The organism is Streptomyces sp. NPDC102441, from assembly GCF_044765585.1.
Taxonomy (GTDB): domain Bacteria; phylum Actinomycetota; class Actinomycetes; order Streptomycetales; family Streptomycetaceae; genus Streptomyces.
Genome location: NZ_JBIWKH010000009.1, coordinates 25,581 through 46,042, shown reverse-complemented (window position 1 = coordinate 46,042; position 20,462 = coordinate 25,581). Strand labels below are relative to the sequence as shown.

The window sequence follows — 20,462 nt, the reverse complement described above, 5'->3', positions numbered from 1 at the left end:
GTTCCGCCAAGAACTCCGCCAAGAACACGTTGTCGGAGGGGCCTGGCAGACTGGACGCGTGAGCAGCGACAGCATTCCTGAGCCCCTTCCCGCAGCGCCGGAGGCCCCCGCCGACAGCCCGTTCCGCACGGAGCCGACGGCCCGTGACGAGGCCCCGCAGTTCGTCCTGCCCCTGGTGGTGCGCCTGGAGAAGACCGACCCGCCGGCGCGCAACGACGCCCTGGTGACCGCGGCCCGCGCGGTGCTCACGATCCTCTCGGACCCACGCTCGCTCGGCGAGGACGAGGGCGGCGCCGAGGGCGAGTGGGCGCAGGCCGTCCGCGACTGGCAGGACGCCCGGATCCGCAAGGTGGTGCGGCGGGCGCGCGGCGCGGAGTGGCGCAAGGCGTCCGCGCTGCCCGGGATCACGGTCACGGGCGAGCACGCGGAGGTCCGGGTGTTTCCGCCGGTCCCCCTGGACGGCTGGCCCAAGGAGCTGGCCAAGCTCCAGGTCTCGGGCACCGACCTGGACGACCCGGAGGCGCCGGCAGCGCCCGATCCGGCCGGTCCCGTGCTGTGGATGAACCCGGACGTCCCGATGTCCGCCGGCAAGGCCATGGCGCAGGCCGGGCACGGCGCCCAGCTCGCCTGGTGGGAGCTGTCGGACACGGAGCGCAAGGCGTGGCGCGAAGCCGGGTTCCCGCTCTCCGTCGCCACCCCGGACACAGCGCGCTGGCGCGAACTCACCGCGAGCGGGCTGCCGGTGGTGCGGGACGCCGGATTCACCGAGGTCGCCCCGGGGTCCTGCACGGTCGTCGCCGACCACCCGGCCCTGCGCCGCTGAGCTGCCGGGGGCTGGTGGCTGGTGGCGCCACCATCCCCGCCCGGCTGAACATCCCCGCGCCGATATACGTAGGCCAGGAGTACGAGCAGAAGTTCGCCGACATCCTGCGTGTCTCGCACGGCAAGGTGTCCGTCGTTCATCTCCCGCCCGGTGCCACCGACGATGGCTCCGCTGCCTCAGCCGTGAGGCCCCTCAGTCACGGTCCTGACGGCGGACGTAGAGGCGGTTGCCCTTCGGGCCGGTCCATTCCACCCGCACGACACCGGGCACGGCGGCGTCGGCGAGGCGCGACGGGTTGGACCAGTGGCCGAAGTTCGGGTTGCGGAAGAACGTCGCCCACAGACCGCCTTCGGAATCCTCGAAGAAGTTGTTGTGGCCGGCGCCGACCCCGACGGTCCAGCGCTCGGAGTACGGGCCCTCGAAGGTGTCCGACACGGCGGCGACCGCGTCGTACTGGTACTGCACCCGTCCGGTGCCACCCGGGTCGTAGGCCTGGCGCGCGGTGCCGTCGGCCTCGACCGACGTCCGGTCCCAGGCGGCGTGCAGGAGGAAGTACCTCCCCCCGTACTTGAACACGTACGCGCCTTCGAGATACGGCTCGGGCGTGTAGGGGGTCTGCCGGAACGGGGGGAGGCCCGTCGCCGGGACGATGTCCTCCATGTCGTCGCGGAACTTCGCGTACAGGTTGTTGTGCAGCACGAGCCAGGCGTCGTCGCCCTCGCTGTAGAGGCTGCCGTCGATGTGGTGGTAGGCACCGGGCTCGATGAAGGCCGGGCCCCCGGCGACCGGGTCGCCGAACGGCTTCTCCAGGTTGCCCTCGACGAGCCGGTACGGGCCCTCGACCCCGCCCTCGCTCACCAGCATGAACGAGCCCACCTTCTCGGAGTGGTCCCCCATGCACGCGACGATGTACCACTTCCCGCGGAAGCGGTGCAGCTCCGGGGCCCACGCCTGGCCGCGCTTGCCGAACTCCTCGTCGTACCAGTACTCCTGCCACGGAGCGACGACCGTGCGCCCGGGCCGGTTCTCGCCGGTGAACTCGGGCGACCACACCTTGCCCTTCTCCGCACCGGGCCTGATCCCCCTCGTGTCGGCCAGCTTCCAGGGGCCCTTGAGGGAGCGGGCCGTCCAGACGAAGATGCCGTCGTTCCACGGGCCGGCCGCTTCGAGGCCGGGCACGCGTGTGGTGCCCGTGGCGACGTACAGCGGACGGCCGTCGACGACGAAGCAGTTGACGTAGGTGTCCCGCATCCACACCACTCCGCGCTCCTTGTCACGGGGGCGCAGCTCCAGCGGGAGGACGAAGGAGTTGTCCTCCCGTGGCCACAGGTCCTGCCGGGTGTCCGCGAGTCCGTAGGGCTCCGGGTCGGGCCAGTTCGCCGGGTACCGCCGTTTCGCGGCCGGAGCGGGAGGGTTCGGAACCGGGGCGGGCGAGGCCTGCGCCGCCGACACGGCGGCCACGGGCAGTGCGGCCGCCCCCACGCCGGCGGCGCGGGCCAGCAGGGACCGCCGGCCGAGATGCGGCCTGTTCTCGGTGCTGGTCATAGCAGTCACGTCCCCTTCGTTCGCCCAGGCGGCCGCGCCCCGGCCGGGAGGACCGCCGGGGTCATGGATGGCATGTCGATCAGCATGCGAACGTCTGTTGATCTACGTCAACAGACCATCGGTTTAATCCGGAGTGTCCGGCTCGTCGGCATATCCGTGCTCCGCGTTTCCGCAGGTCGATGTGGTGCCGACGGACCCGTAAGACGCATCACGATCGAATAACGGGATATCCGGGGCCCCGTCCGGGAACCTCAAATTCTGCTCTGAACGTCTCCCCTTCCGGGTTCACCGGCCGCTGGCGGGGCCATGACCCCTGCACAGAACGGGGAGGGAACACCATGAAGCTGGGAATCGGGATCGGATGGCGGCCGGAGATCGCGGACGCCGTCGAGGCACTGCCGGGGATCGACTGGGTCGAGGCCGTAGCGGAGAACCTCTGCACCGGCCATCTCCCCGAGTCCCTCGTACGCCTGCGGGAACGCGGGGTCACGGTCGTCCCGCACGGGGTCTCGCTGGGCCTGGGCGGGGCCGAGCGCCCGGATCCCGGGCGCCTCGCGGGTCTGGCCGCCCGGGCCGAACTGCTGGGCACGCCCCTGGTGACGGAGCACATCGCGTTCGTACGCGCCGGAGGGCCGCTCACCGCTTCGCCGGTGCTGGAAGCCGGCCATCTGCTGCCGGTGCCCAGGACCTGGGACGCGCTGGACGCGCTGTGCGAGAACGTGCGGATCGCACAGGACTCGCTGCCCGTCCCGCTGGCCCTGGAGAACATCGCCGCCCTGATCTCCTGGCCCGGCGAGGAGATGAGCGAGGGGCAGTTCCTCGCGGAGCTGGTCGAGCGGACCGGCGTACGGCTGCTGATCGACGTCGCCAATCTGCACACCAACCACGTCAACCGCGGCGAGGACCCCGCGACGGCACTCGACGAACTGCCGGTGGAGGCCATCGCGTACGTCCATGTGGCGGGCGGCGTCGAGAAGGACGGCGTCTGGCACGACACGCACGCCCACCCCGTGACAGGCCCCGTCCTGGACGTACTGAGCGAGCTCCGCTCCCGCGTCGACCCGCCGGGGGTCCTGCTGGAGCGCGACGACGACTTCCCGCCCGCCGAGGAGCTGGCGGGTGAACTGACCGCGATCCGCTCCACGCTGGCGGAGGCGGCCGCCGCTCCGAGGGCCCGCAGGCAGCGGCCCGCCCGGCCTCCGGAGCCGGCGGTCCGCGCGTCCGGAGCCCGCGACCGTACGGCCGTGGCGCAGGCCGCGCTGCTCTCCTCGCTCGTGGCCGGCACACCGGCACCGGACGGCTTCGACCCCCGGCGCCTCGGAGTGCAGAGCCGCGCTCTGGCGGCCAAGCGGGCCGACGTCGTCGCCAAGGTCGCACCGGAGCTGGTCGAGATCCTCGGCGACGGCTACCGGAAGGCGTTCCTCGCCTACGCCAGGAACCGTCCCATGTCCGCCGGTTACCGCCGCGACGCACTCGGCTTCGCCGAGCAGCTGCTCGTCGACGGCCGCCCCGCCGATGACGCCGCGAGGCGGAGGCTGACGCGCTGGTGGCAGGAGCGCGCAGCCCCTCGTCCACCTCGCCGGGGGACCCGTGTGGTCCGCGCCGCCCGTACCGCCCTTCTCGGAAAGTGACCCTGCGATGAACGCTCTCGCCCTTCTGCTGACCCTGGTCGTGGCCGTGGCCTGCACGCTCCTGATCGTCGCGACGCGCCGCGCCCGACTGCGGAGCGACGACTCCGCCGCGTATGTGCACGACCTCTCCGAGGCGGCCTTTCTCAGCGGTGGCCCGGCCCGGGTCGTGGACACCGCTCTCACCCGCATGCACGCGGACGGGCGGCTGGCCGTCGGCGGCCCAGGCATCGTCGTGGTCCTGCGGAACGAGGCCCGTGACCCCGTGGAGCGCGCCGTGCTCCAGGAGCTGGCCGCCGCCCCGAGCGGAGCCCTGCACACCCTGCGGAACGCGGTGATGCGCCATCCCGCGGTGCAGGAGATCGGCGACGGACTCGCGGCCCGTGGGCTGCTGATCACGCCCGGTGAGAGCCGGACCCGCCGCGCCTGGGGGCTCGCGCTGGGTATCTGGTGCATCGTGGGGTTCCCGGCCGCCATCGTGCTGACGATCGTGCAGTACGCCGCGCTCGACGCGTACGCGGACCTGCCGTTCCCCTTCGTGGTGAAGGTGCTGCCCGCCATCGTGGCCGGGTCCGTGGTCGGTCTGGTCACCGCCGCGTCCGCCAGGGCGCGGCTCACCGAGGCGGGTCGCAGGGCCGCCGACGGCCACCGGGCGGCCAACGCCCAGGTGACCGACCCCGCCCACCTGGTGGCCACCGTGGGGCTGTCCGCGCTCCCAGACCCGGAGTTCCAGGCACAGTTGGTGGCCGCCGCCCGGCAACGGCCCGCCGGGCGCCGCTCCTCGACGTCCTCCGCCACGGCGGCCGCGTTCGTGCCGGTGGTGTGGTGCTCCGGGGCGAGCCCCGGCGGCGGGAGCTGCGGCGGATCCGGCGGCGGGGGCGGCGACTCGGGTTCCGGGTCCTCGTGCAGCTCGGGGTCGAGCTGCGGCGGCAGCGGCTCCAGCTGCGGCGGCGGGTCGAGCTGCAGCAGTGGCTCCAGCTGTGGGGGCGGGTCCAGCTGCGGGGGCGGCTCCTGAGAGCGCGCGGGACGGCAGGCATGCGGATTCAGCCCCCGTTGACCGCCCGTGACCGACTCCGGTCCATATCGTGAACAAGGCATGGCGCTCCCCTGCCGGTTTCGCATAGAACTCAGCCATGCTCTGGGTCCTGCTTCTTGTGGTCGCGTGGGGCGCGGCCGTCGCCTCCTGCATCCGGCTGTGCCTCGTCACCGCGGGTGCGGCCCAGCGGCCGCCCGGTGGGGCGCGGGCGCCCGCCTCCCCCGAACTGAGTCTGTACGAGACGGCGTTCCTGGCCGGCGGGCCGCAGCGGGTGGCCGATCTGGCGCTGGTCTCCATGCATCTGCGGCGCCGGCTGCTGCTCGCCCACACGGGCTGGGCGACGGTCGTCGACCCGGAGGGGCGGGACGAGGTCGAGCGCACCGTGATCCGTGCGATCGGCCCGGAAGGGCAGTCACGGATAGCGCCCATACGGGCCGCGGCGGCGGCGGCCGACGCCGTACGCTCCCTCGCCGACCGTCTCGTAATCGCGGGACTCGCCGTACCCCACGGGGCCAGGACGGACCTGGAGTCGGCGGTGCGGGGCGTGCGGGGAGCGGCGGTGCTGGTGGTGGTCCTGGCGGCCGCCGCCGCGCTGATGCCCGGCCAGGGGACGGGCTACGCGGGCCCGGTGGCGGCCTGGTTCGGGCTGCCGCTCGTGCTGACGCTGGGCTGCATGGTCATCGCGCGGGTGGAGACCCACCCGTACAGCCCGTGGGCCTCCCCGTCGGGGCAGCGCTGGCTGGACTCGCTGCCGGCACCGGTGCGCGGCGCGGACCGCGATCTGCTGGCGGCGGTGGCGGTACGGGGCGTGGGAGCCCTGGAGGACCCGGGCCTGAGGGCCGCCATGCTGAGCGGGGCACGGGCCGGCGGCTGACCACGTGCGGGACAAGCAGCGGGGCCGCCCCCGGAACGACGGGGGGCGGCCCTGCTGCTGTGCTGTCCAGTTGTGCGGCGCGGGACACATCGGCCGGACTGGCGAGGAGCGGTGGTCCGCGGAGAGGAATGGCTGACTCCCCCGCGGGCCACAACAGTTCGCCGGCGGCCGGCCGATGTGCACCCGGCACCGGACCCGGTGTCGCTGGAACGACGGGCGGCGTCACACACGCCGTTGCCCGCCAACTGATCTTCCGGGTCGGGATGACCGGAAACGCTGGCTATGCGAGTCCGGCCACCAATTCTGCGACGGACCTCCTGCGCCCGGTGTAGAACGGGACCTCTTCCCGGACGTGCAGCCGCGCCTCGGAGGCCCGCAGATGACGCATGAGGTCGACGATGCGGTACAGCTCGTCGGCCTCGAAGGCGAGCACCCACTCGTAGTCTCCCAGCGAGAAGGAGGCAACGGTGTTGGCGCGCACGTCGGGATAGCCACGGGCCATCTTGCCGTGGTCCGAGAGCATACGGCGGCGGTCCTCGTCGGGCAGCAGGTACCAGTCGTAGCTGCGTACGAAGGGGTACACGCTGATGTAGTCGCGCGGGGTCTCGTCGGCCAGGAAGGCCGGCACGTGCGCCTTGTTGAACTCGGCGGGGCGGTGCAGCGCCATGTTCGACCAGACCGGCTCGAGTGCGCGGCCCAGCTTCGTGCGCCGGAAGAGGTTGTACGCCTCCTGGAGCTCCTCGGAGGTCTCGGCGTGCCACCAGATCATCAGATCGGCGTCGGCCCGGAGCCCGGACACGTCGTAGGTGCCGCGGACCGTGACGTCCTTGGCCCCGAGCTGGTCGAACAGCTCCTGGACCTCGTCGGCGTAACCGGCGCGGTCCACGGGAAGGACGTCCTTCAGCCTGAAGACGGACCACAGGGTGTAGCGGATGACCTCGTTGAGGTCCTTGGCCTTCTTGCCTGCGTTCGGAAGCTTTTCTGGCGCGCTCATACGGCTATTGTCCCGCCTCGCTCCCGGTGCCCCGAACCCGGGGCGGCGTGTTGTCGATCTCCCCGGTGACCGCGCCCGTGAGGTCCTGGACGATCTCGTCCGCGGCGCGGTGGGCGCTGGCGACACAGGCCGGGATCCCGACGCCGTCGTACACCGCTCCGCACAACCGCAGACCGGGCAGCTTGGCGACCGCGTCGCGGATCCGGGCGACCCGGCTGAGATGGCCCACGGGGTACTGGGGCAGGCCGCCGATCCACCGGGTGACCTCGGTGTCCACCGGCCTGGCCGCCAGTCCGGCCGCGGTGGCGAGGTCCCCCAGGGAGGCGGCGACGAGTTCGGAGTCCTCACGGTGCAGGTGTTCCTCCTCGCCGTAGCGGCCGACGGAGGTGCGGAGCACGAAGAGGCCGGGGGCCGCGTCGGCGACCCACTGCCACTTGTTGCTGGAGAAGGTGGCGGCCTTGATCGTGCGCCCGTCGACGGGCGGCACGAGGAAACCGGAGCGCCCCTGGAGCGCTTCGTTGCCCTCGATGTCGGAGCGCCGGAAGGCCATGGTGACCAGGGCCATCGAGGCGTACTCGACGGCGGCGAGCTCGACCGAGGCGGCCGGGCACTCGGCGGCGAGCAGCGTGGACGCGGACCAGGCGGGGGCGGCCAGGACGAGGGCGTCGGCGGCGATCACCCGGCTGTCGGTGCGCACGTCCCAGCCCTCGCCCGTCCGGGTCAGGCCGAGCACCGGGGTCTCGGTGAGGATCTCGGCACCCCCGGCCCGTACGGCGTCGGCCACTGCGCCCGGCAGGGTGCCGATGCCCCCCTCGATGCCCTGGAAGACCGGTCCGGTTTGCTGCCGGGCGGCGGCCCTCTCCTGGATGCGGAGCACGCCGTCGAGGAGGGGACCGCCCTCCTTCACCGCCTCGAAGAGCTGGGGCACGGCCGCGCGCATCGAGATCCGGTAGGCGTCTCCCGCGTACACCCCCCCGAGCAGCGGCTCCACGAGCCGGTCGACGACCTCGCGGCCGAGCCGGTCGGCGACGTACGAGCCGACCGCGACGTCGTCACCGACGGCGGTCGGTGTGAGGTCGCGTTCCTCGGCGATCCTGGCGACGCCCTCGGGCGAGAGCACGCCGCCGAGCGCCGACGGATCACCCGGCACACCCATCACATGGCCCTTGGGCATGGGGCGCAGGGCGTCGCGGGTCCAGACCGAGGCACTGGCGGTGGCGGGCGGCTGGAGCCGGCCGCCGAGTCCGGTCGCGGTGGCCAGCTCGACCCCTTCGGGCCGGCGCGCGAGCATCGACTCGGCGCCGAGGTCGACCCGGGTGCCCGCGATCTCGCCGGTCATCAGCTTGCCGCCGAGCCGCTCGGTCGCCTCCAGGAGTGTGACCCGGAGGCCGGAGGCCAACAGCCGGTGAGCGGCGGCGAGTCCGGCGATGCCGCCGCCGATGACGACGACGTGGCCCGTGCGTGTGGTGTCGCGCTGAGAAGAACGCTGCATGGGTCCACTCTCTCAAACCCGTCCCGAGTCCCGAACGTGACCGCTTCGAAACCGCCGGCAGGAAACCCGCACACGGGCCCCGTACGTCGAACCGGCACCATCGACAACGGCCCTGGGGGGACGCGTCATGCCTTTCGACCGACACACGGACAGTCATCCACCCACTCGCCCCGGCCGCCGCCGCTCACGCGCGCCGGTGGCCGCCGCCCTGCTCGTCGTGCTCCTGGCCACCGGTGCGTGCGGTGCGTCCGACAGCGGAGGGCAGGGGCTCGACCCGGCGTCCGACGACAAGGCGGCGGCTCCCGCAGCGGCCGGTACCGGTGGGGAGAAGGCGGCTGCCGAGGCTGCCGACGGCCCGTCCTCGGCGCCGGAGGCGGGGTCCACGGCCGCCGTTCACGTCATCCGCACGGCGACCCTCACCATCGAGGTGAGGAGCGTGCCGAAGGCGGTCGCCGCGGCCCGGGAAGCGGCGGAGGCCGCCGGCGGGATCGTCGCGGACGAGGCCACGGAGCGGGTCGACGACGCCCACGACTCGTCCCACCTGGTCCTGCGCGTGCCCCAGGCCCGGTACGACGAGGTGCTGCGCGAACTCGCCGGGTCGGGGAAGCTGCTGTCCCGTACCTCGAACGCGAAGGACGTCACCGGGCAGGTCGTCGACGTCGAGAGCCGCATCGCCACCCAGAAGGCGAGCGTCGCGCGGGTCCGCGATCTGATGGACAAGGCCGAGAAGCTCACCGACGTGGTGACGCTGGAGGGCGAACTGAGCAGTCGGCAGTCCGACTTGGAGTCCCTGCTGGCCCAGCAGGCGTCGTTGAAGGACCGCACCTCGCTCGCGACGGTCACGCTCGAACTCAGCGAACCGTACGAGGGGGAGAAGGATCCCGGGGAGGAGGACACCGGCTTCCTCGACGCGCTGCGCGGCGGCTGGGACGCGTTCGTGACGATGCTGCGGTGGATCGCGGTGGCGATCGGTGCCACGGCACCGTTCCTGGCCGCGGCGGGCGTCCTGGCGCTCCTGTGGCGGCTACTGCGCGGCCGGCTGCCACGACGCCGTACGAGGTCCCGGTAGGCCGCGGACACCTCCGAGGCCCCGCCTGCGCCGTAGGCCCCGTAGCGTGGGCCCCTGACCCTGCATACGGCGGCGGAAGGGACCCGGCATGACGGCGGAGCGACTGGTGGTCGTCGGAGGCGACGCGGCGGGCATGTCCGCCGCGTCGCAGGCCCGCAGGCTCAGGGGGCCCGACGCGATGAGCATCATCGCCTTCGAACGCGGTGACTTCACGTCGTACTCCGCCTGCGGCATCCCGTACTGGGTGAGCGGCGACGTCGAGGGGCCCGACGCCCTCGTCGCCCGTACGCCCGAGGAGCACCGGGCCCGTTCCATCGATCTGCGCACCCGCACCGAGGTGACGGAGATCGACGTCGCCGGGCACCGGGTACGGGCACTGGACCGCGACAGCGGCGAGACGTACTGGACGGGCTACGACAAGCTGGTGATCGCCACGGGCGCGCGGCCGGTGCGACCCGATCTGCCCGGGATCGACGCTCCGGGTGTCCACGGCGTGCAGACCCTGGGCGACGGCGAGGCGCTCCTGGAATCGCTGGACCGGGCTCCGGGGCGCCGCGCGGTCGTCGTCGGCGCGGGCTACATCGGCGTCGAGATGGCCGAGGCGATGCTCAAGCGCGGCTTCGAGGTGACGGTGCTCAACCGCGGCGCGCAGCCGATGGCGACGCTCGATCCGGACATGGGAAAGCTGGTCCACGACGCGATGGACGGGCTGGGCATCACCACGGTGAACGGTGCCGGGGTCACCCGGATCGGCACCGGCCCGGACGGCCGGGTCACGGAGGTCGTCACGGACGGGGAGACCTACCCCGCGGACGTCGTCGTGCTCGGCATCGGCGTCGAGCCGGAGACCGCGCTGGCCCGCGAGGCCGGTCTGCCGCTGGGGCCGCACGGCGGCCTCCTGACGGACCTGTCGATGCGCGTCACTGGGCAGGACGACATCTGGGCCGGCGGGGACTGCGTCGAGGTACTGGACCTCGTCGCCGGCCGCACCCGGCACATCGCGCTCGGCACCCATGCCAACAAGCACGGCCAGATCATCGGTTCCAACGTCGGCGGCGGCTACGGCACGTTCCCAGGCGTGGTGGGTACGGCGGTGAGCAAGGTCTGCGACCTGGAGATCGCCAGGACCGGGCTGCGGGAGAAGGACGCCCGCGCGGTCGGCCTCCGCTTCGTCACGGCGACGATCGAGTCGACGGGCCGCGCCGGCTACTACCCGGGGGCGGAGCCGATGACGGTGAAGATGCTCGCGGAGTACCGGACGGGCCGGCTGCTGGGCGTGCAGATCGTCGGCCGTGAGGGGGCGGCGAAGCGTGTGGACGTCGCCGCGGTGGCGCTCACCGCCGGGATGACGGTGGAGGCCATGACGGCCCTGGACCTCGGCTACGCCCCGCCGTTCTCCCCGGTGTGGGACCCGGTCCTGGTGGCCGCCCGCAAGGCCGTGTCGGCGGTGCGGGCGGCGGGAAGCTGACTAACGCGCCGTCGCCTGGTGGACGTACTCCACCAGGCGCGTGAGCGCGTCCGGGTCCATGTTCGGCATCACGCCGTGGCCCAGGTTGAAGATGTGGCCCTCCAGGCCGGCGGCCGCGTCCAGCACCTCCTGGGTCTTGGCCTCCACCGCGGAGGTCGGCGCGAACAGCACCGCCGGGTCGAGGTTGCCCTGGAGCACCTTGCCGGGTCCGACGCGGCGCGCGGCCTCGTCCAGCGGGACCCGCCAGTCGACGCCGACGACGTCCGCGCCGGCCTCCCCCATGAGGCCGAGCAGTTCGCCGGTGCCGACGCCGAAGTGGATACGGGGGACGCCGTACGGGGCGACGGCATCGAAGACCTTCGCGGAGGCGGGGAGCACGGAGCGCCGGTAGTCGGCGGGGGCGAGGGCGCCCACCCAGGAGTCGAAGAGCTGGACCGCCGAGGCGCCGGCCTCGATCTGGACCTTCAGGAATGCGCCGGTGATCTCCGCGAGCCGGTCGAGCAGGTCGGCCCAGAGCTCCGGGTCGCCGTACATCAGGGCCTTGGTGCGCTCGTGGTTGCGGGACGGGCCGCCCTCCACGAGGTAGCTCGCGAGGGTGAACGGTGCGCCCGCGAAACCGATCAGCGGGGTGGACCCCAGCTCGGCGGTGAGCAGGCCGATGGCCTCGGTGACGTACGAGACGTCCTCGGGGGTGAGGTCGCGCAGCCGGGCCAGGTCGGCGCGGGTGCGGATCGGCTCGGCGATCACCGGTCCGACGCCGGGCTTGATGTCGAGGTCGATGCCGATCGCCTTGAGGGGGACGACGATGTCGCTGTAATAGACCGCGGCGTCGACCTTGTGGCGGCGGACGGGCTGCATCGTGATCTCGGCGACGAGCTCCGGCATCGTGCAGGAGTCGAGCATCGGGATGCCTTCGCGCACCTTCAGGTACTCGGGCAGCGAGCGCCCCGCCTGACGCATGAACCAGACCGGGGTATGAGGCACGGACTCACGACGGCAGGCCTTGAGGAACGCCGATTCATGGGTGGCGGGGGTCGTCCGCAGGCCCGAGGACGGGCCCTCCCCTGATCGGACGGAGCTGGGCTCTTGGGGAAGGTCGTTGGCACTCACGCACAGAATCTTCGCACGGAGTGACAACGAGCCGGACGTCGCATGGGTGTCCCTCCCTGCACGGCGCTCCGGTTCCGCCTACTCTTCCCCGCATGGCTCCGGCTCAGGGACAATTTTCCGATCATTCCGATAGCACTGACAGCGAGGAGAGCGCGGACGGCGACTCCGTCCCACCCGCGTTCCGGTCGGCGGTCGACGCGCTGCGTTCCGCCCGGCTGCGCCCCGAACTGGAGGTCGAGCCGACACGGCCGCCGAAGCGGCTCGCCCCGCACGCTTACGCCCTGGAGGCCGCCGTCGTGGAGGGCGAGGACGATCTCGCCGACGGCCGACTGGTCCTCCTGCACGATCCGGCCGGACACGACGCCTGGCAGGGCACGTTCCGGCTGGTGACGCTCGTACGGGCCGAACTGGAACCGGAGATGGCGGCCGACCCGCTGCTGCCCGAGGTCTGCTGGTCCTGGCTCACGGGGGCACTGGACGCCCGGGGGCTCTCGTACGGGGAGGCCGGCGGCACGGTGACGCGGGCCGGTTCGCACTACTTCGGCGCGCTGTCCGCGCGCCGCCCAGCGACGCAGATCGAGATCCGCGCCTCGTGGACGCCGCGTGAGGGGCGCGGCGGGGTGCCGGACACGGCGGCGCACCTGGCCGCCTGGGGAGATCTGCTCTGCCAGCTCGCCGGTCTGCCGCCGTCGGGCACGGCCGACGCGGCGGTGGTGACGCTGCCGCAGCGGCGTGGGCCACAGGTCTCATAACGCTGCGTCATTTTCGGGGAGAGCCGGTCGCACGTGGACCGGCTCTCTTTTCGTACAATCGATCGCGCGTCCTATTTGCCCGAATTGTTACTCACTAAATCGTGATCTTCCCCTAAAGGAGGACCCCCCTGCTGCCGAAGAGGTCAATGACCCTTCAAGCACGGTTCGCCCCGGCTTCACCCCCGAGCCGGCCCGTCCCGCCACTCCCCAGGAGGCCTGGTGTCCGTTCTCCTCGAGCAGCCCGCAAGCCTGGTCGCCTACCGCCCGAACAAGCCGACGGCCATGGTCGTCGTGGCCGACCCGCGCGTCCGTTCCACCGTCACCCGCCATCTGTGGGCCCTCGGAGTTCGTGACGTCATCGAGGCGTCGTCCATCGCGGAGGCCCGCCCCCGCGTCGGCAACCCACGCGACATCTGCGTTGCCGACGTCCACCTGCCCGACGGTTCCGGGCTGACCCTGCTGTCCGAGACCCGAGCCGCCGGCTGGCCGAACGGCCTCGCCCTCTCCGCCGCCGATGACATCGGCGCGGTGCGCAACGCCCTCGCGGGCGGCGTGAAGGGCTATGTCGTCACCGGCACCCGTACCAACATCGGCCACCCCACCCGTCCCGGCGTCGCCCCGATCGGCGCCAATGCCGCCCGTATGCACCGCAGGCCTCCCGGTTCCCCGAGCCACCCGGGCGGCTACCGCGAACTCTCCGGCCGTGAGGTGGAGGTGCTCCGCCTGGTCGCCGAAGGCCAGTCCAACAAGGCCATCGGCGTCTCGATGGGCCTCTCCGCCCTCACGGTCAAGAGCCACCTCGCCCGCATCGCCCGCAAGCTCGGCACCGGAGACCGCGCAGGAATGGTCGCCGTCGCCCTGCGCACGGGCATCATCCACTGACCCTGGGGCCTCTCGAACGAAAGACCCCGCCCGCCGGCACCTGCGCGGATGCGTATCCGGCCGGTTTACGTGCATGGCCGCCCGTCGACGGAACGTTCCGTCGACGGGCGACGCACATACACAGATACCCTTGGCATGTGACCGACGCCCAAGAGACCGCAGAAGACACCTCACTGCGAACCACCGGGGGCGCTCCCCCGGACGACGTCGCCCCGGCGCCGATCCCCTTGCTCGAACCGCGCGAGGGCATCCCCCCGGTGGTGGCGACCGACGACGCGCTGGCCCGGGTTGTCGCGGACTTCGCCGCGGGCACCGGCCCGGTGGCCGTCGACGCCGAGCGCGCCTCGGGCTACCGCTACGGGCAGCGCGCCTACCTCGTGCAGCTGCGCCGTGAGGGCGCGGGGAGCGCGCTGATCGACCCGGTCGGCTGCCCCGATCTGTCCACGCTCGGCGAGGCCCTCACCGGAGCCGAGTGGATTCTGCACGCCGCCACCCAGGACCTGCCCTGCCTGCGCGACATAGGCATGACCCCGACCTCGCTCTTCGACACGGAGCTCGCCGGACGGCTGGCGGGATTCCCGCGCGTCGGCCTGGGCGCCATAGTCGAGAACGTCCTCGGCTACGCCCTGGAGAAGGGCCACTCCGCGGTCGACTGGTCCACGCGCCCCCTGCCCGACCCCTGGCTGCGCTACGCCGCCCTCGATGTCGAGTTGCTGGTGGACCTGCGCAACGCCCTGGAGGATGAGCTGGACCAGCAGGGCAAGCTGGAGTGGGCGCTGGAGGAGTTCGCCGCGATCGCCTCGGCACCGCCCGCTCCCCCTCGCAAGGATCCGTGGCGCCGGACCTCCGGCATGCACAAGGTGCGGCGACGCCGCCAGATCGCGGTCGTCCGGGAGCTGTGGACCGCCCGTGACCAGGTGGCGCAGCGCCGTGACATCTCGCCCGGCAAGGTGCTCGGCGACGCCGCGATCATCGAGGCGGCCCTGGCGCTCCCGGCGAATGTCCAGGCGCTCACCGCCCTGCCCGGCTTCGGGCACCGCATGGGGCGCCGTCAGCTGGAGCAGTGGCAGGCAGCCGTCGACCGGGCCAGGGAACTGCCCGAATCGGAGCTGCCACAGCCCGGCCAGCAGCCGGCGGGGCCGCCGCCGCCCCGGTCGTGGGCGGACAAGGACCCGGCCGCCGCGGCCCGGCTCTCGGCGGCCCGCACCGCCGTGTCGGAGCTCGCCGAGCGGCTGCACATGCCGCAGGAGAACCTGATCACCCCGGACACCGTGCGCAGGGTCTGCTGGGAGCCGCCCAAGGTCCTGACCCCGGACGCGGTCGAGACAGCGCTGGCCGCACACGGCGCGCGCCACTGGCAGATCGAACAGGTCGGCCCCCTGCTGCTGCGGGCCCTGGACACGAGCGCCTGACCGTCCCGACACGCGTGTGCTCTCCCGCTGGAGTCCGGCGGGAGAGCACACGCGTGTCGGGACCACCCCAGGGGCCACCTCGTCCAGGAGGATCGAATTCACGCCAGTTACCCGGCCTTCCCGGGCCACCGGCGCCGTCCCCTGCGCATGTGACGTTCAACGCTCCGGTGGTGGGGGGTGGGCAGCCCGGTTACCCGCAAGTAGCATGAGGGTCGTGGCGTGCCGATGCGTGCGCCCGCAGCAGTGCCATCCCGCACCCTGGAGGAGAGCCACCGTGCCTCGTACCATCCGGGACGTCGTCTTCGTCGACGGCGTCCGCACCCCGTTCGGCAAAGCGGGCCCGAAGGGCATCTACCACGAGACCCGCGCCGACGATCTCGTCGTGAAGGCCATCCGGGAGCTGCTGCGCCGCAACCCGGACCTGGACCCCGCGAAGATCGACGAGGTCGCCATCGCCGCGACCACCCAGATCGGCGACCAGGGCCTCACCCTCGGCCGCACCGCCGGAATCCTGGCCGGTCTGCCGCAGTCCGTACCCGGTTACTCCATCGACCGCATGTGTGCGGGCGCCCTGACCGCCGTCACCTCGACGGCCGGCTCCATCGCCTTCGGCGCGTACGACGTCGTCATCGCCGGTGGTGTCGAGCACATGGGCCGCCACCCGATGGGCGAGAGCGTGGACCCCAACCCGCGCCTCGTGTCGGAGAAGCTGGTCGACGAGTCCGCCCTCTTCATGGGCATGACCGCGGAGAACCTGCACGACAGGTACCCCTCGATCACCAAGCAGCGCGCCGACGAGTACGCGGTCCGTTCGCAGGAGAAGGCCGCCAAGGCGTACGCCAACGGCAAGATCCAGCAGGACCTGGTGCCGGTCTCCGTGCGCAACACCAACGCCGAAGTCGGGGAGACGGGCTGGGGCCTGGTCACCGCCGACGAGCCGATGCGCCCGGGCACCACGCTGGAGTCGCTGGCCGGCCTGAAGACCCCGTTCCGCGCCCACGGCCGCGTGACGGCCGGTAACGCCGCGGGTCTCAACGACGGCGCCACCGCCTCGCTGCTCGCGTCCGAGGAGACCGCCCGCGAGCTGGGCCTCCCGGTCAGGATGCGCCTCGTGTCGTACGCCTTCGCGGGTGTCGAGCCGGAGGTCATGGGCTACGGCCCGATCCCGGCGACGGAGAAGGCCCTGACCAAGGCCGGTCTCTCCATCGACGACATCGGTCTCTTCGAGATCAACGAGGCCTTCGCCGTGCAGGTGCTCGCCTTCCTGGAGCACTACGGCATCGCCGACGACGACCAGCGCGTCAACCAGTACGGCGGCGCGATCGCCTACGGCCACCCGCTCGCCTCCTCCGGCGTCCGCCTGATGACTCAGCTGGCCCGCCAGTTCGAGGAGCAGCCGGAGGTCCGCTACGGCCTGACGACCATGTGCGTCGGCTTCGGCATGGGCGCGACGGTCGTCTGGGAGAACCCGAATTTCGACGGAGGCAACAAGTGAGCACCACCACCACTGAGCTTCTGAAGGGTGCGGCCGAGCTGTTCCCCGGCGAGGTCGTCACCCAGGCGCACGTACGCCACCTCGACCTCCCCGGCGGCGCGGGCCGTTTCGCCCTCATCACGCTGGACAACGGCTTCGACCACACCAAGCCGACCACCATCGGCCCGCAGTCGCTGGCGAATCTGAACGCCGCCGTCGACCAGGTCGAGAAGGAGGCCGCCGAGGGCACGATCACCGGCGTCGGCGTCACCGGCAAGCCGTTCATCTTCGCGGTGGGCGCCGACCTCAAGGGCGTCGAGCTCCTCAAGGACCACAAGGACGCGCTCGCCATCGGCAAGGGCGGCCACGACGTCTTCCGCCGGCTGTCCGGCCTCGCGGTCCCGACGTTCGCGTACTACAACGGTGCGGCGATGGGCGGCGGCGTCGAGATCGGGCTGCACTGCTCGTACCGCACCGTCTCCAAGGCGCTGCCTGCGTTCTCGCTGCCCGAGGTCTTCCTCGGTCTGGTCCCCGGCTGGGGCGGCTGCGCGCTGCTCCCCAACCTGATCGGCGCCGACCGCGCGGTGTCGGTGATCATCGAGAACTCGCTGAACCAGAACCGTCAGCTCAAGGGCAAGCAGGTCTTCGAGCTCGGGATCGCCGACGCGATCTTCGAGGGAGCGGACTTCCTGGAACAGTCGCTGATCTGGACCGCCTCCGTCCTCAAGGGCGAGATCGCGGTGGAGCGTCCCGAGGTCGACCGCGGTGACGCCTGGGACCAGGCCGTCGCCCGCGGCAAGGCGATCGCCGACTCCAAGGTGCACGGCGCCGCCCCGGCCGCGTACCGCGCGCTGGAGATCATCGCCGCGGCGAAGAGCGGCGACCTGGGCGCCGGCTTCGACGCCGAGGACCAGGCCCTCGCGGACCTGATCATGGGCGGTGAGCTGCGCTCCGGGATCTACTCCTTCAACCTGGTCCAGAAGCGTGCCAAGCGCCCGGCCGGCGCCCCGGACAAGTCCCTGGCCCGCCCGGTCACCAAGGTCGGTGTCGTGGGCGCGGGCCTGATGGCCAGCCAGCTCGCCCTGCTGTTCCTGCGCCGCCTGGAGGTCCCGGTCGTCCTCACGGACATCGACCAGGAGCGCGTCGACAAGGGCGTGGGCTACGTCCAGGCCGAGATCGAGAAGCTGCTCGGCAAGGGCCGTATCAACCAGGACAAGGCCAACCGCCTCAAGGCCCTGGTCTCCGGTGTGCTGGACAAGGCGGAGGGCTTCTCCGACGCCGACTTCATCATCGAGGCCGTCTTCGAGGAGATCGGCGTCAAGCAGCAGGTGTTCGCGGAGGTCGAGGCGGTCGCTCCGGCGCACGCGATCCTCGCCACGAACACCTCGTCGCTCTCGGTCACCGAGATGGCGTCGAAGCTGAAGAACCCCGAGCGGGTCGTCGGCTTCCACTTCTTCAACCCCGTCGCGATCCTCCCGCTCCTGGAGATCGTCCGCGGCGAACAGACCGACGACGCCTCGCTGGCCACGGCCTTCGGCGTCGCCCGCAAGCTGAAGAAGACCGCGGTGCTGGTGAAGGACGCCCCTGCGTTCGTCGTCAACCGCATCCTCACCCGCTTCATGGGCGAGATCCAGAACATCATCGACGAGGGCACCCCGGTCGGGACGGCGGAGAAGGCCATCGAGCCCCTCGGCCTGCCGATGTCCCCGTTGGTGCTGCTCGAGCTGGTCGGCCCGGCGATCGGGCTCCATGTCTCCGAGACCCTGAACCGCGCGTTCCCGGACCGCTTCACGGTCTCCGAGAACCTCGCGGCGGTCGTCAAGGCCGGCAAGCGCGGCTTCTACGTCTACGAATCCGGCAAGCCGGAGCTGGACCCGGAGGTCGCGGCGCTCCTCAAGCAGGGCGACACCGTCCTGACCGAGGAGCAGGTCCGCGACCGCGTCCTGGACGCGGTGGCCCAGGAGATCGGTCTGATGCTGGCCGAGGGCGTCGTCGCCGAGGCCCAGGACATCGACCTCTGCCTGATCACCGGCGCGGGCTGGCCCTTCCACCTGGGCGGCATCACGCCGTACCTGGACCGTGAGGGCGTCTCCGAGCGGGTGAACGGCAAGCCGTTCCTGGCGCAGGGCGTGGCGAGCGTTCCGGCGTAACACCTGACGGACACCGGCGAAGGGTACGACTCGGCCACGGGTCGTACCCTTCGTCGTGCCCGGGGCGCCCGGCCCTTCGTCGTGGTCACAGCCGCCGTCACGCCAGGACTGACCAGGTCAACGGGGTTTCGCCATACGGCTGTTCTTCCGCCCGTACGCGAGGTAGATGATCACGCCGAGCACCATCCAGATCCCGAACCGCAGCCATGTCTCCGCCGGCAGGTTCAGCATCAGCCAGACCGAGGCGGCGACCGACACGATCGGCAGCAGCGGCACCCACGGGGTGCGGAAGGCACGGTGGAGGTCGGGGCGGGTGCGCCGCAGGACGATGACGCCGAGGGCCACGACCACGAACGCGAAGAGCGTGCCGATGTTCACCAGGGTCGCCAGCTCGTTGATGCTGGTGAAGCCGGCCACGATCGCGATGATCACACCGAGCAGGATGGTCGGCCGGTACGGGGTGTGGAAGCGCGGGTGCGTCACCGAGAAGAACCTCGGGAGCAGCCCGTCGCGGCTCATCGCGAAGAACACCCGGGTCTGGCCGAGCAGCAGGATCATGCAGACCGTGGTGAGTCCGACGGCCGCGCCGAAACTGATGACGCCCGCGTAGAAGGGGTGTCCCACGGCCTTGAAGGCGTCGGCGAGCGGCGCGCTGACGGAGAGTTCGGAGTAGTTCTGCATGCCCGTGACGACGATCGACACGGCCACGTAGAGCAGCGTGCAGATGACGAGCGAGGCGAGGATGCCGCGCGGCATGTCACGCTGCGGAAGCTTGGTCTCCTCGGCCGCCGTGGCCACGACGTCGAAGCCGATGAAGGCGAAGAAGACGATGGACGCGGCGGTGAAGATGCCCATGATGCCGAAGTTCGTCGGCTGGTAGCCGAAGATCAGCTGGACCAGAGGGGCGTCCAGGCCCGATCCGCCGGTCTGCTTCTCGGCCTCGGGGATGAAGGGCGAGTAGTTGGCCGACTTGATGAAGAACGCGCCGGCGATGATCACGATGCCCACGACCGCCAGCTTGATGGCTACGACGACCGTGGTCACCCGGGCGGAGAGCTTCATCCCGAGTACCAGGATCACCGTCAGGACCAGCACCAGGGCGAACGCCAGGATGTCGAAGCCGAAGCCGCTCGCCACGTCCGGTCCCGAGAGCCACTCGGGCATCGTCCAGCCGATGTTGTCCAGGAGCGAGCGGACGTAACCGGACCAGCCGACCGCCACCACCGCGGTGCCCAGCGCGAACTCCAGCACCAGGTCCCAGCCGATGATCCAGGCGACCAGCTCGCCCAGGGAGGCGTAGGAGAAGGTGTACGCCGATCCGGCCACCGGCACGGTGGAGGCGAATTCGGCGTAGCAGAGGGCCGCGAGCGCACAGACGATGCCCGCCGCGACGAAGGCGAGAGCCGTGGCGGGGCCAGCCGTCTCCTTGGCGACCTTGCCCGTGAGGACGAAGATTCCGGTGCCGATGATGACACCCACTCCGAAGACCGTGAGGTCCAGCGCTGAGAGGGATTTCTTGAGCGCGTGCTCCGGTTCTTCGGTATCGCGGATGGACTGTTCGACCGTCTTGGTCCGGAACAGTCCCTTTCCGCTGGGGGGCGTGTCCTGCTGCGTGCTCACCGGCGTACCTCCACGCACTCGTCGTGCACGCCATGATTCGGAACCGTCCGCCCCCGAATGCGCAGTACGCCCCGATTTCACGCGAATGGGCCGGTCGGACCACCCGAGTGGGGTGGGCGACCGGCCCATCGAG

Annotated in this window: 16 protein-coding genes; 11 read left to right on the top strand and 5 right to left on the bottom strand. The window is 71.6% G+C overall.

All coding sequences use genetic code 11. The features are described 5' to 3' along the window. Nucleotides 1-58: 58 nt before the first annotated feature. Nucleotides 59-823, top strand: a complete 765-nt coding sequence (locus ACIREO_RS20660) for a peptidyl-tRNA hydrolase (RefSeq protein WP_404112123.1) — start codon at nt 59-61, stop codon at nt 821-823. A 192-nt stretch (nt 824-1,015) separates the two neighbouring features. On the opposite strand, the gene ACIREO_RS20655 is transcribed toward ACIREO_RS20660, so the two are convergent. Next, a complete protein-coding gene (locus ACIREO_RS20655) occupies nt 1,016-2,368 on the bottom strand; it encodes a family 43 glycosylhydrolase (RefSeq protein ID WP_404112120.1) in 1,353 nt (450 codons plus the stop codon). 338 nt (nt 2,369-2,706) lie between these two features. Between ACIREO_RS20655 and ACIREO_RS20650 the strand changes: the two genes are divergently transcribed. The 3 genes from ACIREO_RS20650 (at nt 2,707) to ACIREO_RS20640 (ending at nt 5,906) form a co-directional block, all read left to right on the top strand. Continuing rightward, nucleotides 2,707-3,999, top strand: a complete 1,293-nt coding sequence (locus tag ACIREO_RS20650; RefSeq protein ID WP_404112117.1) for a DUF692 domain-containing protein — start codon at nt 2,707-2,709, stop codon at nt 3,997-3,999. Nucleotides 4,000-4,006: 7 nt separating this feature from the next. Beyond that, nucleotides 4,007-5,011, top strand: coding sequence for a TIGR04222 domain-containing membrane protein (locus ACIREO_RS20645; RefSeq protein ID WP_404112114.1), 1,005 nt, complete (start codon nt 4,007-4,009; stop codon nt 5,009-5,011). A 118-nt stretch (nt 5,012-5,129) separates the two neighbouring features. Then, nucleotides 5,130-5,906 carry a TIGR04222 domain-containing membrane protein gene (locus ACIREO_RS20640; protein ID WP_404112112.1) on the top strand — a complete coding sequence of 259 codons (777 nt, stop codon included), beginning with the start codon at nt 5,130-5,132 and terminating at the stop codon, nt 5,904-5,906. Between the two features lie 280 nt (nt 5,907-6,186). Here ACIREO_RS20640 and hemQ read toward each other — a convergent pair whose 3' ends face one another. Together hemQ and hemG are read right to left on the bottom strand one after the other, a co-directional pair. Beyond that, the gene (gene hemQ / locus ACIREO_RS20635; RefSeq protein ID WP_404112109.1) at nt 6,187-6,900 is read right to left on the bottom strand and encodes a hydrogen peroxide-dependent heme synthase; all 714 of its coding nucleotides are present in this window, start codon (nt 6,898-6,900) and stop codon (nt 6,187-6,189) included. A gap of 4 nt (nt 6,901-6,904) precedes the next feature. Next, nucleotides 6,905-8,392: a protoporphyrinogen oxidase gene (hemG, locus tag ACIREO_RS20630; protein ID WP_404112106.1), complete on the bottom strand. Its 1,488-nt coding sequence runs from the start codon at nt 8,390-8,392 to the stop codon at nt 6,905-6,907. 127 nt (nt 8,393-8,519) lie between these two features. On the opposite strand from hemG, the gene ACIREO_RS20625 reads away from it, so the two are divergent. Together ACIREO_RS20625 and ACIREO_RS20620 are read left to right on the top strand one after the other, a co-directional pair. Further along, on the top strand, nt 8,520-9,461 hold the full coding sequence (locus tag ACIREO_RS20625; RefSeq protein ID WP_404112103.1) for a DUF4349 domain-containing protein: 942 nt from the start codon (nt 8,520-8,522) through the stop codon (nt 9,459-9,461). Nucleotides 9,462-9,549: 88 nt separating this feature from the next. Next, a complete protein-coding gene (locus ACIREO_RS20620) occupies nt 9,550-10,929 on the top strand; it encodes an FAD-dependent oxidoreductase (RefSeq protein ID WP_404112101.1) in 1,380 nt (459 codons plus the stop codon). Here ACIREO_RS20620 and hemE read toward each other — a convergent pair whose 3' ends face one another. After that, a complete protein-coding gene (hemE, locus tag ACIREO_RS20615; protein ID WP_404112098.1) occupies nt 10,930-12,039 on the bottom strand; it encodes a uroporphyrinogen decarboxylase in 1,110 nt (369 codons plus the stop codon). Nucleotides 12,040-12,131: 92 nt separating this feature from the next. Here hemE and ACIREO_RS20610 point away from each other — a divergent pair, with 92 nt between their 5' ends. From ACIREO_RS20610 to ACIREO_RS20590, 5 genes are all read left to right on the top strand, one after another. Continuing rightward, on the top strand, nt 12,132-12,791 hold the full coding sequence (locus ACIREO_RS20610) for a DUF3000 domain-containing protein (RefSeq protein ID WP_404112095.1): 660 nt from the start codon (nt 12,132-12,134) through the stop codon (nt 12,789-12,791). A gap of 219 nt (nt 12,792-13,010) precedes the next feature. Beyond that, nucleotides 13,011-13,673: a response regulator transcription factor gene (locus ACIREO_RS20605; RefSeq protein ID WP_033300087.1), complete on the top strand. Its 663-nt coding sequence runs from the start codon at nt 13,011-13,013 to the stop codon at nt 13,671-13,673. Nucleotides 13,674-13,810: 137 nt separating this feature from the next. Then, nucleotides 13,811-15,085, top strand: a complete 1,275-nt coding sequence (locus ACIREO_RS20600; RefSeq protein ID WP_404112093.1) for an HRDC domain-containing protein — start codon at nt 13,811-13,813, stop codon at nt 15,083-15,085. A gap of 274 nt (nt 15,086-15,359) precedes the next feature. Beyond that, complete coding sequence (locus tag ACIREO_RS20595; protein WP_404112090.1) at nt 15,360-16,580, top strand: thiolase family protein; 1,221 nt, start codon at nt 15,360-15,362, stop codon at nt 16,578-16,580. Next, a complete protein-coding gene (locus ACIREO_RS20590) occupies nt 16,577-18,709 on the top strand; it encodes a 3-hydroxyacyl-CoA dehydrogenase NAD-binding domain-containing protein (RefSeq protein WP_404112087.1) in 2,133 nt (710 codons plus the stop codon). The genes ACIREO_RS20595 and ACIREO_RS20590 overlap by 4 nt, the downstream gene beginning before the upstream one ends. Before the next feature lie 117 nt (nt 18,710-18,826). On the opposite strand, the gene ACIREO_RS20585 is transcribed toward ACIREO_RS20590, so the two are convergent. Next, the gene (locus ACIREO_RS20585; protein ID WP_404112084.1) at nt 18,827-20,329 is read right to left on the bottom strand and encodes an amino acid permease; all 1,503 of its coding nucleotides are present in this window, start codon (nt 20,327-20,329) and stop codon (nt 18,827-18,829) included. Nucleotides 20,330-20,462 lie beyond the last annotated feature (133 nt).

What these genes read in the sequence shown, in the direction of transcription:
- ACIREO_RS20645 (WP_404112114.1), top strand. Translation starts at nt 4,007, where the DNA reads ATGAACGCTCTCGCCCTTCTGCTGACCCTGGTCGTGGCCGTGGCCTGC.
- ACIREO_RS20640 (WP_404112112.1), top strand. Translation starts at nt 5,130, where the DNA reads ATGCTCTGGGTCCTGCTTCTTGTGGTCGCGTGGGGCGCGGCCGTCGCC.
- hemQ (WP_404112109.1), bottom strand. Translation starts at nt 6,900, where the DNA reads ATGAGCGCGCCAGAAAAGCTTCCGAACGCAGGCAAGAAGGCCAAGGAC.
- ACIREO_RS20650 (WP_404112117.1), top strand. Translation starts at nt 2,707, where the DNA reads ATGAAGCTGGGAATCGGGATCGGATGGCGGCCGGAGATCGCGGACGCC.
- ACIREO_RS20610 (WP_404112095.1), top strand. Translation starts at nt 12,132, where the DNA reads ATGGCTCCGGCTCAGGGACAATTTTCCGATCATTCCGATAGCACTGAC.
- ACIREO_RS20625 (WP_404112103.1), top strand. Translation starts at nt 8,520, where the DNA reads ATGCCTTTCGACCGACACACGGACAGTCATCCACCCACTCGCCCCGGC.
- ACIREO_RS20655 (WP_404112120.1), bottom strand. Translation starts at nt 2,368, where the DNA reads ATGACCAGCACCGAGAACAGGCCGCATCTCGGCCGGCGGTCCCTGCTG.
- hemG (WP_404112106.1), bottom strand. Translation starts at nt 8,392, where the DNA reads ATGCAGCGTTCTTCTCAGCGCGACACCACACGCACGGGCCACGTCGTC.
- ACIREO_RS20620 (WP_404112101.1), top strand. Translation starts at nt 9,550, where the DNA reads ATGACGGCGGAGCGACTGGTGGTCGTCGGAGGCGACGCGGCGGGCATG.